We start from the raw sequence: 14,487 nt of genomic DNA on the forward strand, positions 1-14,487 counted from the left end.
ACGCTAAGGTTTTTAGTAAGTTTTGTCAATAAAGATCTAGGCTCCGGCTGGGAGCACTTCAAAAAAGCCCATGCAACCATGTTCAGCGATGTAATCTTGGTGGGGATGGAACATATATTTACCAGGGAAAGGATAGGCAAACTCTAGGATGTGGCGTTCGGCGGTGCCCATGGTGACCACATCGCTTGCTTCGTGGGGCGTCATCGCCATGCCAGTGCGATAAAGCTGAAAAAAGTTGGCGTGGATATGAAAGGTAATCGCCGGATCAAATTCGATCATATTCAAGACATAAAGTCGTACCAGTTGATTTTGCACGATGGGGATGGGGCGATCGCGGAACACGTTGGGAATGCCGTTGAAAGCATACAATTCGTTTTTTTCATCATCATTAATGTCGTAGCCCCCTAGCACCAAAACCATTTCGTCAGCGGGCGGTCTTGGTTCGGGGGGATCAATAATAAAGAGTCCAAATAAGCCTTTACCGATGTGGCGCGTCACCGGGGCAATGTGGCAGTGGTAAAGGTGGACACCGTAGGGTGTTGCGTCAAATTCATAGATAGTGGTTTGACCATGGCGCACTGGTTTGACCCCATCCATCGTGTCGGGGTGAGTCCCGTGAAAGTGGAGGGTGTGCGAGTGTCCATCGGCATTATGAAAAATAATTCGGACGTGATCGCCTGCCGTTGCCCGTAGGGTTGGCCCCGGCACCCGTTGATTAATATTCCAACTCACATATTCAAGGGCGGCATTGAGGTAAATAGTGCTGCTGTTGGCTTCTAGGTGAAATTCTCGCACCCGTTGCCCCTTTTCTTCGCTCACTTCCCCGTAGTCAAAATCTCGCAAAATTTGCATCGGGTCAAAGCCATTGCGGGTAATGCTGTCTTGGTCGAAGGTCACCGGAGGAATTTTGACTTCAGCTTGGGCAAGAGAGTTTTTTTTACGCCAGGCATAGGTGGCGATCGCCCCTGTTCCCAAACCGACTAATCCTGTCTGTAAAATTTGCCGCCGACTCCAGCGAGAGAAAATCCCACCACGTCCTAAATTATCCATAAACTAGTTTTCACTGCCCAATTCGTCGCCCGTTATCAGCAGTTGACCACCCTAACTTGAAACGCCATTGATCCTGAACTGGGCTTTTTTAACAATCCAATACCTTAATAAATCCAAAACCTTCTCTAAAACAAAAAGATCTAAACAGAAAGACTTGCAAATAAAATTTTGTCTATCTTAGGCAATGCTCGAAGTACAGGGTTGCTTCACACAGCCTTGTTCATGGTGATCCTGCAATAGCTGGGCGGCATATTCTAGGCAAGTGCCACAATCCATTCCGACGCCCATCACACTCGAAAGCTCTTTCATAGAGCAGCTTTGTTGTTCCGCAGCTTGGCGGATTTGCTTTTCGGTAATGCCACGGCAAAGGCAAACGTACATGGTGACCTCAAGGGGAAAATGCTTGATTTAACTGTCATCCCCTACTATGCCCTATTCTGAAAATTATTGCAATAGATTCTCATTCTTTCTCCTAAAGTTGATCAGAAAATAAAATTTTGTGAGTAAAGCCCCCCAATGTTGGGAACTGCCCTAAGCTAGACATACCGAAGTATTTATGACACCTTTTAGATTAAAGGTGGCCGATTTGGAGTGAAATAAGGCGAAATGCAAGGAAAATCCGGCATTAACACCCAGCTTAATGCAGTTTTAAAGTCCCAGTTGACTGCAATTAACCAGTTCTTTCTCCACGCGAGAATGGCCAAGAATTGGGGCTTGGGGACATTGAATGATCAAGAATATAAGTACTCCATCAAGGCCATGAAGCAGGCCGACAGTCTTATTGAACGGATCTTGTTTTTAGAGGCCTTGCCCAACCTCCAGAGCCTTGGCAAATTGATGATTGGTGAAGATGTGCCAGAAATGTTGGCCAATGAGCTAGCGACCGCCACAACGATCCGCAATGAGTTACTAGCAGTGATTCAATTGTGTGAGACAGAACAAGATTATGTCAGTCGTGATCTTTTGGGCGAAATTCTTGAAGAAACCGAAGAACAGATCGACTGGTTTGAGTCCCAGCAGTGGCTGATCGAAAATTCTGGTTTAGAAAACTATTTACAGTCGATGATGTAGATAGGGCAAGGGTATGGGCCACGCTATGGCCATGTTTTTATTCACTTAGAGTATTGAGACAATTCCGATGAAAGGTAATCAAAACGTTTTAGAACAACTCCACAAACTGCTGCGCAATGAGCTAGCAGCCCGGGATCAGTATTTTACCCATTCCCGGATGTACCTAGACTGGGGCCTGACGAAGCTCTATGAACGCATTAACCACGAGATGCAGGATGAGACGGGCCACGCATCTCGATTGATTGAGCGGATTTTGTTCCTCGAAAGCACTCCTGATCTGTCCCAACAGGATGGGTTGAACATTGGTAAGACTGTGCCTGAGATGCTCCAAAACGATCTCGATTATGAGTACAAAGTCATTGGGGATCTCAAGGGGGCGATCGCCATTTGTGAGACAGAACAAGATTACCAAACCCGTGATATCCTCCGGCAGATGCTGGCCGACACCGAGGAAGACCATGCCCACTGGTTAGAGCAACAGTTGGGACTGATCGAGAAAATTGGCCTGCAAAATTATCTGCAATCCCAGATGTAAAGCGCCATATATCGTCATTGCCATAAAAAAAATGTAGGGGCTTGCCATGGCAGGCCCCTACAACTACTTATTGGTGTTGATTTTTTCTATACGCTTGCGGCGATCGCCCCTTTCCCAGTGGTGAGATATTCATAGGTTTGGCGCATCTTGAGGCCAACGAGCACTTGGAACAGACCTGTGCCATTGTCAGAACCGGGGTAGTCCTTGTGCTTCAGAAGCAGCTCAGTCATTTCACCGTAATACTTGGTGCCCGTTTTGCTGAGGTGGCTTTCGATGTAAATCATTTCTTCGAGATTATCGAATTTCCCGTCTACTTCTAGGACAGAAACCTCATTGCCGAAGTAGTTATCGGGGCCATAGTACATCTTGATGCCGGGATAGTTACAGGTGAGCTTCCGGCCACAGGGACGCCAGTTGATGGTGGAGCCTTCATCAAAGAGATAGGCTGGTTCGAAGCCTGCAACTCCTTCTTTTTGGACGAGGCGTACCCGGAGATATTTTCCTTCTTTGTCATCGACAAGCTCAGTGGGGAGCACCTGGATCACCACATCGGCAAATTCCCGTTGGGGTTCGATATAGGCGCTGAAATCCGGTTTCCGGGCATTAATTGAAGCGAGAACATCCTCGTAGGTGTGGCCCCGTTCTGCCATATCTCGTTGAATCTTCCACTGGATTTTGACTTCATCGCTGATGTCGAGGTACACGCCGAAATCGACTAATTCCCGCACCCGGGCATCGTAGAGGGGATGTAGCCCTTCGATCACAACAACTTTGTTGGGTTCAATGCGTTCGGGCGGGTCAATTTCCCCGGTTTCGTGGTTGTAGATGGGCTTATCAATGGCCTTTCCGTTTTTTAGATCACGGATTTGCTCTGCCATGAGATCAAAATTGTTGGCCTTGGGATTGAGGGCAGTTACCCCAGCTTCTTTGCGGCCTTTGCGGTCAAGGCTATGGTAGTCATCAAGGCAGATTACCGTCATGAACTCTTCGCCGAACAGATCGGTAAGCCGGCGTAAAAAGGTAGATTTTCCGCAGCCGGAGTCCCCGGCAACACCAATAATAACTACACGGTCTGTCTGACTGGTCATAAATTTCCTCTGGATCTGCAAATTTTATGTTTTAAACTCATCCGTTATCTATGGCGGGAACTCGTGACGAATCGGTTTATTCGCGAGGCTCAGGCGTGTAAATAACCTTAGCTTTGCCACACTGTCACCCCGAAGGCGATCGCCCAGATAAACTCGGTACGAAAATAATTGCTTTTATTAATTTCGCCGCTTATTATACAACGGCACTAACATTTAACCATGGTGCTCCCCCAGAAGCGAACAAATATGGAGTTTGTTTGCCGTTCATGGGGAAACACAAATTTTCTTAAATCCCTGTTAAGGCCCCGTTTGCGCCTAATGGGTCACGGAAAAATAAAAAGCCACCCCAGAAGGTGACCTTGGCATATTCTTCTTAAGGATGGGCGTTACTGGATTTGAACCAGTGGCATCCTGCTTGTAAGGCAGGCGCTCTACCGCTGAGCTAAACGCCCTTAAGCCTTAACAACTATAACAGGGGATTTTTTAAAACGCAAGGGGAGAGGCAAAAGTTTTTTTGAACGGCCCCGTTTCAGGAGACTAACGCCGCCAACGGGCCTTGGGAGTGTCTTGATTACGTTTGAAATTTTTACGAGGCTTTCGGGATTGGGATTTAGGGGCCAGACCCAGAGCTTTTTGGTAAATGCGTTCGTTTTCTTGGACAGAGGTTTGCAGATCAACCATCGGTTTCGGGTAGGTTTCCCCCAAAATAATTTGGCGATCGCCCAACTCTTTTACCGATAAACGCCAGGGTTGATGGATCTGCTCTCCGGGAAGGGCTGCCAACTCCGGAAGCCAGTGGCGCACATAGTCCCCCTGGGGATCGTAATCCTTGGCCTGTTTGGGAATGTTGAAATAGCGAAAGCCGCGCGCATCATTCCCTACGCCAGCGGTGTAATTCCAGTTCCCCCAGTTGCTGCACACATCGTAGTCAATGAGTTGTGACTCAAACCAAGCCGCCCCCCACCGCCAGTCAATCCCCAGATTTTTCGTCAGGAAACTACCGACATTTTGCCGGCCCCGGTTGGACATAAAGCCCGTATACAGGAGTTCGCGCATATTGGCATCGACGAAGGGAATCCCCGTTTGGCCCGTCCGCCACAGTTCAAAGGCTTCGTGGTCTTGTTTCCAAGGAATTTTTACCCCCTGTAAACCTTCAGGTTGAAAAATTTGGTTGCCGTGTTTGGCACAGATCCAGCGGAAATAATCCCGCCAGAGCAGCTCAAAAATCAGCCAGTAGGTGGAATTGTTAGCGATCCGTTTTTGTTCGTATTCAGCGACTTGGGCAGCAATGTAGCGGGCCGACAGGCAACCAAGGGCCAGCCAGGGTGAAAATTTTGAGGAGTAATCGGCTCCCAACAAACCATTGCGGGTTTCTTTGTAAACCTTGAGGCGATCGCCTTCCCAAAAATAAGCCTGGAGCCGTTTCATACCAGCCGTTTCACCGCCTTTGAGCGGGAGCACACCACGGGGATCAATGGTTGGTTCCGGCAAACCCAAATCCTGGAGACTGGGAATCTCACCTGGAGCAACGGTTTCGGGGAGGGGAGGCAATTGGGTTGGTGTGGGTACTGGGGAGGCGATCGCCGCATACTTTTCCACATCCTTACGAAATTGCGTAAAAACCTCCGGCACTTCGTTAATCCCAAAAGGCAAATCTCCTGGGTCGTGGAGGGTCGTTCCCCAAAACGTTTCTACTCGAACACCCTGTTCTTGGAGAGCTTGGCGCAGTTTTCGTTCAACGCGGGTTTCCTCTGCCGTTACCTCCCTGTGACAATACACAACATCAATCTGCCATTGCTGACATAAATCAGGGATTAACTTTTCCGGGATATCCTGACGCACAATCAAATCACTGCCCTTGGCGCGGAGATTTTGCCGGAGATCCTGGATGGCTTCCCGGAGAAACTGACCCCGAAAGGCACCTGTTTTCGGGAAATCTAGCCCAATTGAACCAAACCCCCGGGGGTCAAAACAGTAGAAAGGAAAAATCTGGGCCTGTTGTGCTAGGGCTTCCTGGAGTGGCTGGTGGTCATGGAGCCGGAGATCACGGCGATACCACAGGAGAATATTGACAGAAGACATTGTGATCTAGCGAACGATAAAGTAGAGGCTCATAAGGTAACGTTAATTGCCATGGAGATTCAATTGATTCGGGGACGCATGATTTTTATGAGTTTTAAAAATTGTCCTCTCAACTCAAAATAAAACTGTCATAGTTTTTGCTGAAAATCACTTGAAATATCCCAAAAATAAATCGATAAGAGGCAATTCAAATGCTAGTCCCCAAGGTAATTTTTCGGCATTTTGGCGTATCTTACTAATCGTCACAAAATTCTTCCAAGCTAGTCTGCCAAGAGATTTTGGGCGATTTATGCCTTTTATAGAAGTTAAGATTAAACACAAAAAACCGTCAGAAATATGTATGGCTTGTACTATTTATTGCTAAGATTTAATTTGAGTAGCTGATGTCATTCTTTTGCTCATCATTATTGGGGTAAACACTCCGATGAAGTTAATTTTTGGTTAAGCCACACCACAATATACCCCCATCATTTTTTAATGATTGTCCGTGGATTCTATGATTGCTCCTCCAATCCTGACTAACGAAGAACATCGTCTTGCGGCACTACACCGTACTTATTTACTGGATACCCCCCAGGAAGCAGCCTTTGATCTCATCACGCGGTTGGTGGCGCGGCTCTGCGGCACAAAAATTGCGGCAATCTCTCTGGTGGATCGCGATCGCCAGTGGTTTAAGTCACGCTATGGCTTCACCCTCGAAGAAACCTCCAGGGTTATTTCTTTTTGTGCCCACGCGATCGAGGATACTGAGCTTTTTGAAATTCCTGACGCCAGCCAGGATAAGCGTTTTTGGGACAATCCCCTCGTGGTTCAAGCGCCCAAGATTCGTTTCTATGTGGGTGTTCCTCTGTATACAGCCGATGGTTATTGTTTGGGTACCCTTTGTGCGATCGATGATCGCCCCCAAACCCTTTCTGACAGACAGCGCCACCATTTACTGGGTTTGGCAAAACAAGTGGAACGACATATCCATTGGCGCACCGCGTTTTTGGCCCAGTATCCTGACTCCCAAACATTGGTCTCTCCGAAGGAAGCGGCTCATCAAGGCCCCCACTGTAGTCTTTCTGTTGTTTAACGTTGTGGCAAATTTTCCATGGGATGGCGATCGCCTGTTTCTGTGAGTTTAATGGAGAAAATCTTTGAGGGCAGCGATCACCGCCTGGGGATTACTCAATTGGGGGAAATGCCCCTTGGCGTCAATCCAGTGGAGTTGACTACCGCGAATGGCTTGGTGGAGATATTCGCTCACAGCTTTAGCCACAAAAGGATCATTCTCGGCTTGCAAAATTAACGTTGGGAGCTTCAGTTGGCTCACCTCGCGACGATAATCAGATTTGAGGATCAGTGAAAAGGTCAAAAAAGCATAATCAGGCCGTAGACGGAGGAGGGTTTTTGAAAATTCCGCCGAGAGTAATGGTTGCTTCGGGGTGTTCATGATCGATGGCGCATATTTACGCACCCATTGGAAATAGTTCTGGGACATTTCCGCCAAGATTTCATCGGCTGTGGCCTGATCAAAACTCCCCACATAATCTTGGTCATGGATATACCGGGGTGAGGCACTGATGAACACTAAACGGGTAATCAGATTGGGATGCTTGAGAGCCACCAGGGTGGCGGTCATACTACTGACTGAATGGGCAACCAGTTGCACTTCCTCCAGGTCGAGGGCCTCACAAATGTCGAGGATGTCCTGGGCGTAACTTTCGAGGTGTGTGTGATGTAATGTCTCGTTTTCGTCTGCCTGCGATCGCCCACAGCCCGGCAAATCAAAAAGCACCAAACGATAGTCCGCCGCAAAGGCCGGGGCCACTAAACGCCAACTGGTTTGATCACTGCCAAAGCCGTGGGCGAAGAGGAGTACCTTGTCTGAACTGGCATTGCCAAGGATTTGAACATTATGTTTGGTCAGAACATCAGTTGTCATATCTATTATGTCAGCAAAACACTTGTTGAACTTGCTTCCATCATGCCAAGAAATGCTCTAGGCCGCAGCGCCCAGGGTTTAGCAAAACCTACGTCAATTTAGGCATCGGTCACTGCAAATTTTTCGATAATCTCGGCGCTAGAAAGACCTTGTTTGACCCACATTTCCGTCTGTTCAATTTTTGGCCCTAAGCCCACCAAGAAGTTGGCAAATTGTGGCGGATTCGCCATTAACGTTGCCGCATCCTTCGGTAAATCCACTGCACAGGCCCGAATGCCTTTCCCAGCCCAACGGGAAAACCAAGCTGCAATAAAACCCGCTTCCAAATGATAGGACGGTGTTTGTTCTGGTTTCAGGCCAATTTCCGTACCCAACTGCATCATCGAGGCCTCTACCTGTACCTTGATTAGGCCCAAATCACGGTGGGTAAAATCTAAATTTAAATGCCCAAAACCGTGGGTTTCCCAAATTTGCCGCATCATCACCAAAAATTCTAGGGCATTCATCTGGGGGATCGTGCGTTGGTAGTATGCTTCAATTTCTGTTTTCAAGCGGTCGTAAAAAGCACCCCCCCACCAAAAACCAAAGGTATAGAGGGCGAAAGGGGTTGCTTCACCTGTTTCTTCCCGTAGGGCTTTATGGATGCTCCGGAGCAACACTTCTGGGACGGCCAAAAGGCGATTCCCGTGGCGTGTTTTTAAAAGGCCCGTTTCCGGTTGGCATTGAATATAGGTGCGGGGGGTAAAGTAATTCCCAGGGACAGGGGACAAAGTCATGGTTATTCGCTCAGGTATTGGTGGGTGACTTGGAGATAGGGCAGCATCAGTTGGGCGTATGGGGCGGGAAGTTCTGCTTGGATGACCTCTTGGATAATGCGGTAAACTTCGTTGTTGTATTTTTGATTTTTCAAGGCCCGCATAATATTTTGCATCCAGTATAGGAAGCGATCTTTGAGGAGTTCTTCGTCCTGGAGGAGCATCGCTGTGGCGCAGTTGCGGAGGACTGAGATGAGGTCGCCTTTGCATTTTTTGAGAACTGTCTCCGGGGCCGAGCGCAATAGCACTTCGTTTTCGGTTTGGAAGCGCCGGAGGGTCTCGTCGACGATTTTTTCTTCTTTTTCTTGGATCAATTGATAGGTGATCCGGCGATCGCCCCAGGATTGGAGAGTCTGATCGACTTGATCAAGATCTTGGGGTTCAATATAAGCCCCGTCGGAACGTTCAAGGAGGGTTTCTAAGAGGGTGATCATAAAAATTTATCCTGATGAAAAAAGTAGGCAAAATTTACGCTGGAAAAATTCTAGGTTTTTCTCGAAAAGGGACGGTAAATTGTTTTATTTTTTAATAATCCTGTTTTTGCAAGGAGTTTTAGCCACCTAACGCCCTAAATATCGGCGACATCTAACAAATCGTCGAGCAGGTCGTAGTCATCGGGGTCAACTTCTCGGAGAGTTTGACCTTGCTCTTCCCAGGTGAGGAGGGCGACAAGGTCTAAATTTTTGAGGCCATCGACGGTTTCGATATTCTGTAGACCCCGAATGAAAAAGTCGGTATCAGATTCCTCGGTTTCAACAACGGGCGATCGCCTCGGCGAAACCCCTTGGAGAGTGGCAGCGTATTGATCCAATTCGGAAGGCGGCGCACTCCACTGTAGAGCTAACAGCAGATCATCCCGGGAGAGAAAAGCTGCTTCCTCAAACCCCTTGAGAAAAAAAGGGCCATCCGGTCGAGGCGATCGCCGAACGAGGGTAGGGGCAGGGGTTGCCCCACGGGTAGGGGCAGGGGCTGCCGTAGGCGGTTTGAGTTTTTCAAAAAGTCCCACAAAAGTCGGAAACCAGCGCCGGAGTAGAGAATCATCTTGTGCCATGTGATTTGTCCTCGGAGTGTGCCTTTGCTTTATTCGCGCCCAACCGCATCAAGTGCCGCTTCCGTTTTGAGCGCCTGGAAGCGAGCTTCAATATCCGCCGCCGTTGCCCCAGATGTCAGCCAAAATTCCGCCGCTTTCACCCGTTTTTCCGAACCGATTAGGAACCGACAAAAATCATTCCCCATGGAATAACACTGAATTTCGGTGCTACTCAAGGCCCGGTCAAAAAAGCTCGAAAAGAACCCCGCAAATAGCCCTGCATAAAGGAAACACACGGGCTTACCGACATCACCGAGGGTTTTCGCCACCGCCGAGTCAAATAGATCAATAAATAAAAAGCCTTCCTTAATCGAAGACAAATCCACCTGCCATTTTCCCCACCCCTGGGCCGTCAGGGGCCACCACCAGGTTTCGAGGGCAAACCGGAGCGCCGCATCTTTAAAATACAGGCCGAACTCATCCTGGAACCAAACCTTAAATTGGGCCGCATCTTCGACGCCCCACTCCTGGCCGATCAGGTACATTAACCAACCGGAAGCTTCACCGACTTCGTGCTCAAGGCCCTTTTGTAACCCGATAATAAAATCTTCTGTGGTAAGGAGATTCCGTTGGCCATGGCGATCGCTTACGGTGCCTTGGGTGGGATCAAACTGAAAGAAGGTATGACGACTATAGTGGCAGGCTTTTTGCCAGGAACGGTGGTATGGGAGAGTTTGGGAACGGGCAGAAGAAACCATAGGATCAATAAATCGCAATCACAACAGTTAGAAAGACAAGCTTAAAAAAGCGAGAAAAGCCAAAACTAATCAAAGTAGTTGGCAATATTTGACACAGAAGAGGGTTGGAACACATCCAAAAGATTGGTTTCTAAAGCCGCATCAATATTGGCCATTTTTTCGAGGGCCGAGCGCAGAATTAATTTGTTTTCTTCGACGAGAATTTCTCCGGTCAAAGGGTGAATAATATTTTGATTAGCGCGGGTGCCAACGAGGGATTTGAGCTCGCCCATGGAACCGATGTACATCCCCCTGGGTACTTCGATAACGGCCCCATCACCACAGATCTTCGTTTGACAGGCAAGGCGAGAATTGGCTTGGGCGGTGGCAATGAAACTGAGGGTCAGTCGTTCTTGGTCATTCATCGGGCTGAGGGCTTCCCCGCCGGATTTGACGTAAATATGACAAGTGGCACAGCGCCCTTGGGCTCCACAGGCCTGCATGACACTCATGTCTTCCCGGAGCAGCACATCGAGTAAGGTCTCTTGGCCCTGGACGGGAACGGTTTTATCGAGGGGTTGGATTGAGATTTTATTCACGGGGGATTGGGGGGGTAAAAAATCTAAAGGAGAAAGCGACAATCAGCTTCGCTGAGGGCATATTGGCGGAGCAATTGGGCAAAGTCTACAACAATGCGTTCGCACTCTTGGGTAAAGGTCGCTACCCATACTTTGAGGCTCTGTAGTTCGGCCTGACTGAGGTGCGGTTCGGGAGAGGCGATCGCCCCTTGCTCCGGATCAAAACTGCCCCAGTGATCCACCACCCAAAAGTCCAAAAGGGGATGTTCTGACTGGAGCGTTTGCTGGGCTTTTCGCCAATAATTACCGATGGCAAGGTTCCCAAAATACTTTTGACTAAATTCACTAATTTGATTCAAAGCAATGATGGCCCTGGCCCGGGAAATATCCGTACCCTTAGCTGGATTTGTGACCACCGGGATTGGGGTGGGCGGCATGGTGCGCTTGGCCGTGGCGGCAACGGGCTCCAACAGAGGAAACAAAATATCCTGTACCGTGGCCTGTAACTGGGCGAGATGTTGCACATAGCTGCTGAGTACCGCTCGCACCCCCTGTTTCAGCGCCCAATCACGAAAGTAATCATTGACTAGGGGTTGGTGGGCGAGGAGTACCACGGGTAAATCTTGCCAAAAATCTCGACATTGCCGAAATAAATCGAGACTGTTGGTATGGGGGAGCGTGCCCAGTAACAGTAACTGGGGATGACGACGGTCGCATTCTTTGAGTAAAGCCTGCCTCGTCTCAGAGACGCAAACAACGGCTCCAGCGCGGGTGAGCTGCGTGGCAATGGGCTTATACACACGCTCATTCATTTCCGCGATGAGAATGATCTGGTTGTGCAAAGTAGATGTACCAACCATAGGCGGTAGCTTGGAACAAGCAAACGACGATACAAAACTCAACAAATTGTCATTGGCGACAACATTGTCGATGTCTAAATCTAATTTTTTAGGGGGGCACCACTGGAACCAAGCAATTCAAACGTCCAAGTCCGTAATTTGTTTGGTTAGTATGGCTAAAAATCGAGTTAACTCATTACACATTCTCAAAGGGGACTAGAACCCTTTGAAAGTCCTGGATTTTGGACGATATCTAAGAAACCCCTTAAAAAACGAGAGTTATAAGACTAGGACTTTGTTATGGAAACTAAACATAGCATGGAAATCTCAGACCCCCGGCGGAACCCACAATCAATCAACAAAACTTAATTGTCTCTTAATAAAAATTTATACATCACCCAGAAAAGGACTTTAGGCACTTAACAGGCGTTCGAGAATATCCTGAGTCACAATGCCCCCCTGCTTAACAAGCAGTTCTCCGGTGCGGGGGTGGCGGATATCTTTCGGGGCATAGCGATTTTTTAGACGATCGAGAATTTGTTGTAATTTTGTGAGGGTGCGGGATGGTAGGTCACAAACAACGGTTTCTCCGTCACGCACATAGGCTTGGCAACTGAGGCGATAGGTGTCGCTAGATTTTTTCAGATTGTTGAGGATGGTTTGTTCTTGGGCCGTCACCGGACTGAGTTGGGTCGCACCACTAACAACATGAACGACACAGGTACCACAATAGCCTTTGCCGCCACAGATGGCATCGAGGTGAACTTTGGCCCGCAGGAGCGCCTTGAGGAGAGTTTCGGTTTCGAGGGTTTGGAGTTGGATCGCCAGGGGGTCGATGCGGATTTGCGCCATGGTTAAATTCGGCTCAGAATTGGGATTAGGTAAGGGAACAAACAAGAAATCTTTATCAAAATAAGTCACAAGCTTTCCCCTGGCAAACTTTCTCAGGTGAAAACGGCAGGGAAATTTATTTCAATAGTTTTAGGGAGTCAGTAAAGGTGATGCGACAAAGTTTATGGGCTAGACAAAATGGGTTGGGGCGATCGCCTTGGGTTTGGGTTGGGTTAATTTGCCTTGGTGCTTGTAATGGACAGTCTATTAGTTTGGAGGAACAGCCAGGGGACGTAACAGCGCCATCTACCCCGGCCAATTGTCCCAGCACCGATGGAGCAGCCCAACGATTAACGATTCAAGCGGATCTGTCGGTGGCGGATCAGTTCGATTTTACGGCGTGGGACATTCAAGCTGATTCAGATACTGTGACGGTGCAAACTCGGCATCATCAATTGGTTTTTTGTCGGGAAACCCAGAGTTGGGCGATTCTGCCGCCAACCACGGACAACACCTCTAATGCCGTTCAGGATCAGGAGTTGCTTTTAGCAGGGGAAGATCCGGCGTTTCAAACAGTCGAGCTAGCGGGAGAAGCCTATCAATACCGTGTCCTCTTACGGCCAAATCCTTTTCTAGATTTTGAGAATCCCCCCGAAAAGGCAATTTTTGAACTGATTCCCCCAGGGGAAACCGAGGCGATCGCCTTAGATCTTTATACCCTCGAACAGTTGCGGGCCAGTGGCATTGGTGCGGATCTAGGCATTCCCACGGTGACAGCGGCCATTCCTGTCGAAGACACGTTATTTTTTGCGGTTTCCTCAGAGCAAGGGGAAGGTTTTAGCGGTTTGAGTAGCCTGATTCGTTATGAACCAAGCACCGACAGCCTCGAATTACAGCAGCCGGACGAACTGATCGCCACCCAAATTACTGACATCCAGGCCACAATCAACGACGATCAAACAACTCTTTGGTTGGGGACAAAATATGCCGCCGAAGGTTCAAGCCTCATTCCCGCACGGGGCTTGGTGGCCTATGAATTTAATCAAGATTGGCGTGATGGCAAAATCTCGTTTCACACGATTCACAACAGTCCCTTGATCGGGGCGATTCCCACCCAACTCCACGCTGAGGGCGATGTGCTCTGGGTGGCGACGGGGAATGGGATTTGTAACATTCAGTGGCGCAATATTGACCAGTGGGACGCGTGGAATTGTTGGCGCTTTGCCCTAGAAGCCCAGGTGCCAGAGTCAGGCTTACCTATTTATCGCAGTCTGTTGGCAGAAACTCCCAGCACCACCCTAACCGCAGCCACCGCCGAGGTGCTCTGGTGGGCGAGTACCGTCCCCTTTGGCATTGCCCATGAACAGCCGAAGAAGGGACGCTTTGAAGTCGCTTATCCCACGGGTTTTCGGGTGACGGTACCAGAAGGGGCTTTTCAGTGGGACAGTGAACCAGACACAACCGATTTACTCCCCTGGGAAGACCGCCTCTACTGGCCCGGCGAAGAATGGCATTGGGCAGGCGATCGCTTTGGGCGGAGTTTCGATGAAGTGATGGGGCAACAGGTGGGCCTGGGGCCAGTGGGCATTAGTGAGCAGGGCTATAACCCTGAAGGGATCCAGGATCTCAATGCCCTGCGGGGAGACTTAACACTTTTTGCCCTCGACCTAGACAGTACCACCGTGGATTATTTTTCCGGCTGGGTGGACGATGCTCTCCTCGAACCCGACTTTACCCTCGTTCCTTCTGAGAAAAAACCAATCACAACGGAGTCTCCCCTCAAGGCGATCGCCACTGAACTTTTCTAGATAATTTTCTGGGGCGGAAGAAAAAAACTGCATAAGCAAAATTTCTGGTCACTATCACCTGGCAACACACAACAATCAATCAACAGGTAACTGACC

At 48.9% G+C, this 14,487-nt stretch carries 16 protein-coding genes and 1 tRNA gene; 4 read left to right on the top strand and 13 right to left on the bottom strand.

Annotated elements, in window-relative coordinates:
* Positions 1-36: 36 nt before the first annotated feature.
* Positions 37-1,050 carry a multicopper oxidase domain-containing protein gene (locus tag AACQ84_RS13390; RefSeq protein ID WP_012308255.1) on the bottom strand — a complete coding sequence of 338 codons (1,014 nt, stop codon included), beginning with the start codon at positions 1,048-1,050 and terminating at the stop codon, positions 37-39.
* Between the two features lie 177 nt (positions 1,051-1,227).
* Positions 1,228-1,431: a (2Fe-2S)-binding protein gene (locus AACQ84_RS13395; RefSeq protein WP_012308257.1), complete on the bottom strand. Its 204-nt coding sequence runs from the start codon at positions 1,429-1,431 to the stop codon at positions 1,228-1,230.
* 225 nt (positions 1,432-1,656) lie between these two features.
* Here AACQ84_RS13395 and bfr (AACQ84_RS13400) point away from each other — a divergent pair, with 225 nt between their 5' ends.
* On the top strand, positions 1,657-2,121 hold the full coding sequence (bfr, locus tag AACQ84_RS13400) for a bacterioferritin (RefSeq protein WP_012308258.1): 465 nt from the start codon (positions 1,657-1,659) through the stop codon (positions 2,119-2,121).
* A gap of 67 nt (positions 2,122-2,188) precedes the next feature.
* Positions 2,189-2,656, top strand: a complete 468-nt coding sequence (gene bfr / locus AACQ84_RS13405; RefSeq protein WP_012308259.1) for a bacterioferritin — start codon at positions 2,189-2,191, stop codon at positions 2,654-2,656.
* An 86-nt stretch (positions 2,657-2,742) separates the two neighbouring features.
* Here the strand turns inward: bfr (AACQ84_RS13405) and AACQ84_RS13410 are convergent, their stop codons facing one another.
* From AACQ84_RS13410 to AACQ84_RS13420, 3 genes are all read right to left on the bottom strand, one after another.
* Positions 2,743-3,744 carry a phosphoribulokinase gene (locus AACQ84_RS13410; protein ID WP_012308260.1) on the bottom strand — a complete coding sequence of 334 codons (1,002 nt, stop codon included), beginning with the start codon at positions 3,742-3,744 and terminating at the stop codon, positions 2,743-2,745.
* Positions 3,745-4,124: 380 nt separating this feature from the next.
* Positions 4,125-4,196 (bottom strand) — tRNA-Val (locus AACQ84_RS13415).
* Between the two features lie 85 nt (positions 4,197-4,281).
* Positions 4,282-5,826 (bottom strand): DASH family cryptochrome, encoded by a 1,545-nt coding sequence (locus AACQ84_RS13420; protein WP_012308262.1) that lies wholly within the window; start codon positions 5,824-5,826, stop codon positions 4,282-4,284.
* A gap of 496 nt (positions 5,827-6,322) precedes the next feature.
* On the opposite strand from AACQ84_RS13420, the gene AACQ84_RS13425 reads away from it, so the two are divergent.
* Positions 6,323-6,901 carry a GAF domain-containing protein gene (locus AACQ84_RS13425; protein WP_012308263.1) on the top strand — a complete coding sequence of 193 codons (579 nt, stop codon included), beginning with the start codon at positions 6,323-6,325 and terminating at the stop codon, positions 6,899-6,901.
* A gap of 48 nt (positions 6,902-6,949) precedes the next feature.
* Here the strand turns inward: AACQ84_RS13425 and AACQ84_RS13430 are convergent, their stop codons facing one another.
* The 8 genes from AACQ84_RS13430 to AACQ84_RS13465 all read right to left on the bottom strand — a co-directional run bounded on the left by AACQ84_RS13430 (position 6,950) and on the right by AACQ84_RS13465 (position 12,673).
* Complete coding sequence (locus AACQ84_RS13430) at positions 6,950-7,753, bottom strand: alpha/beta fold hydrolase (protein WP_012308264.1); 804 nt, start codon at positions 7,751-7,753, stop codon at positions 6,950-6,952.
* 98 nt (positions 7,754-7,851) lie between these two features.
* Entirely contained in the window at positions 7,852-8,529 is a 678-nt protein-coding gene (locus tag AACQ84_RS13435; RefSeq protein WP_012308265.1) for a hypothetical protein, read from the bottom strand.
* 2 nt (positions 8,530-8,531) lie between these two features.
* Positions 8,532-9,002: a hypothetical protein gene (locus AACQ84_RS13440; RefSeq protein ID WP_012308266.1), complete on the bottom strand. Its 471-nt coding sequence runs from the start codon at positions 9,000-9,002 to the stop codon at positions 8,532-8,534.
* A 134-nt stretch (positions 9,003-9,136) separates the two neighbouring features.
* On the bottom strand, positions 9,137-9,619 hold the full coding sequence (locus AACQ84_RS13445; protein ID WP_012308267.1) for a hypothetical protein: 483 nt from the start codon (positions 9,617-9,619) through the stop codon (positions 9,137-9,139).
* A gap of 29 nt (positions 9,620-9,648) precedes the next feature.
* Positions 9,649-10,356, bottom strand: coding sequence for a V4R domain-containing protein (locus AACQ84_RS13450; protein WP_030007396.1), 708 nt, complete (start codon positions 10,354-10,356; stop codon positions 9,649-9,651).
* A 65-nt stretch (positions 10,357-10,421) separates the two neighbouring features.
* Entirely contained in the window at positions 10,422-10,934 is a 513-nt protein-coding gene (locus tag AACQ84_RS13455) for a 2Fe-2S iron-sulfur cluster-binding protein (RefSeq protein WP_030007395.1), read from the bottom strand.
* A 23-nt stretch (positions 10,935-10,957) separates the two neighbouring features.
* Entirely contained in the window at positions 10,958-11,773 is an 816-nt protein-coding gene (locus AACQ84_RS13460) for a response regulator (RefSeq protein ID WP_143589404.1), read from the bottom strand.
* A 390-nt stretch (positions 11,774-12,163) separates the two neighbouring features.
* Positions 12,164-12,673 carry a 2Fe-2S iron-sulfur cluster-binding protein gene (locus AACQ84_RS13465; RefSeq protein ID WP_012308271.1) on the bottom strand — a complete coding sequence of 170 codons (510 nt, stop codon included), beginning with the start codon at positions 12,671-12,673 and terminating at the stop codon, positions 12,164-12,166.
* An 80-nt stretch (positions 12,674-12,753) separates the two neighbouring features.
* Here AACQ84_RS13465 and AACQ84_RS13470 point away from each other — a divergent pair, with 80 nt between their 5' ends.
* Positions 12,754-14,391, top strand: coding sequence for a hypothetical protein (locus AACQ84_RS13470; RefSeq protein ID WP_012308272.1), 1,638 nt, complete (start codon positions 12,754-12,756; stop codon positions 14,389-14,391).
* Positions 14,392-14,487 lie beyond the last annotated feature (96 nt).

The organism is Picosynechococcus sp. PCC 7002, from assembly GCF_963860125.1.
Taxonomy (GTDB): Bacteria; Cyanobacteriota; Cyanobacteriia; order Cyanobacteriales; family MRBY01; genus MRBY01.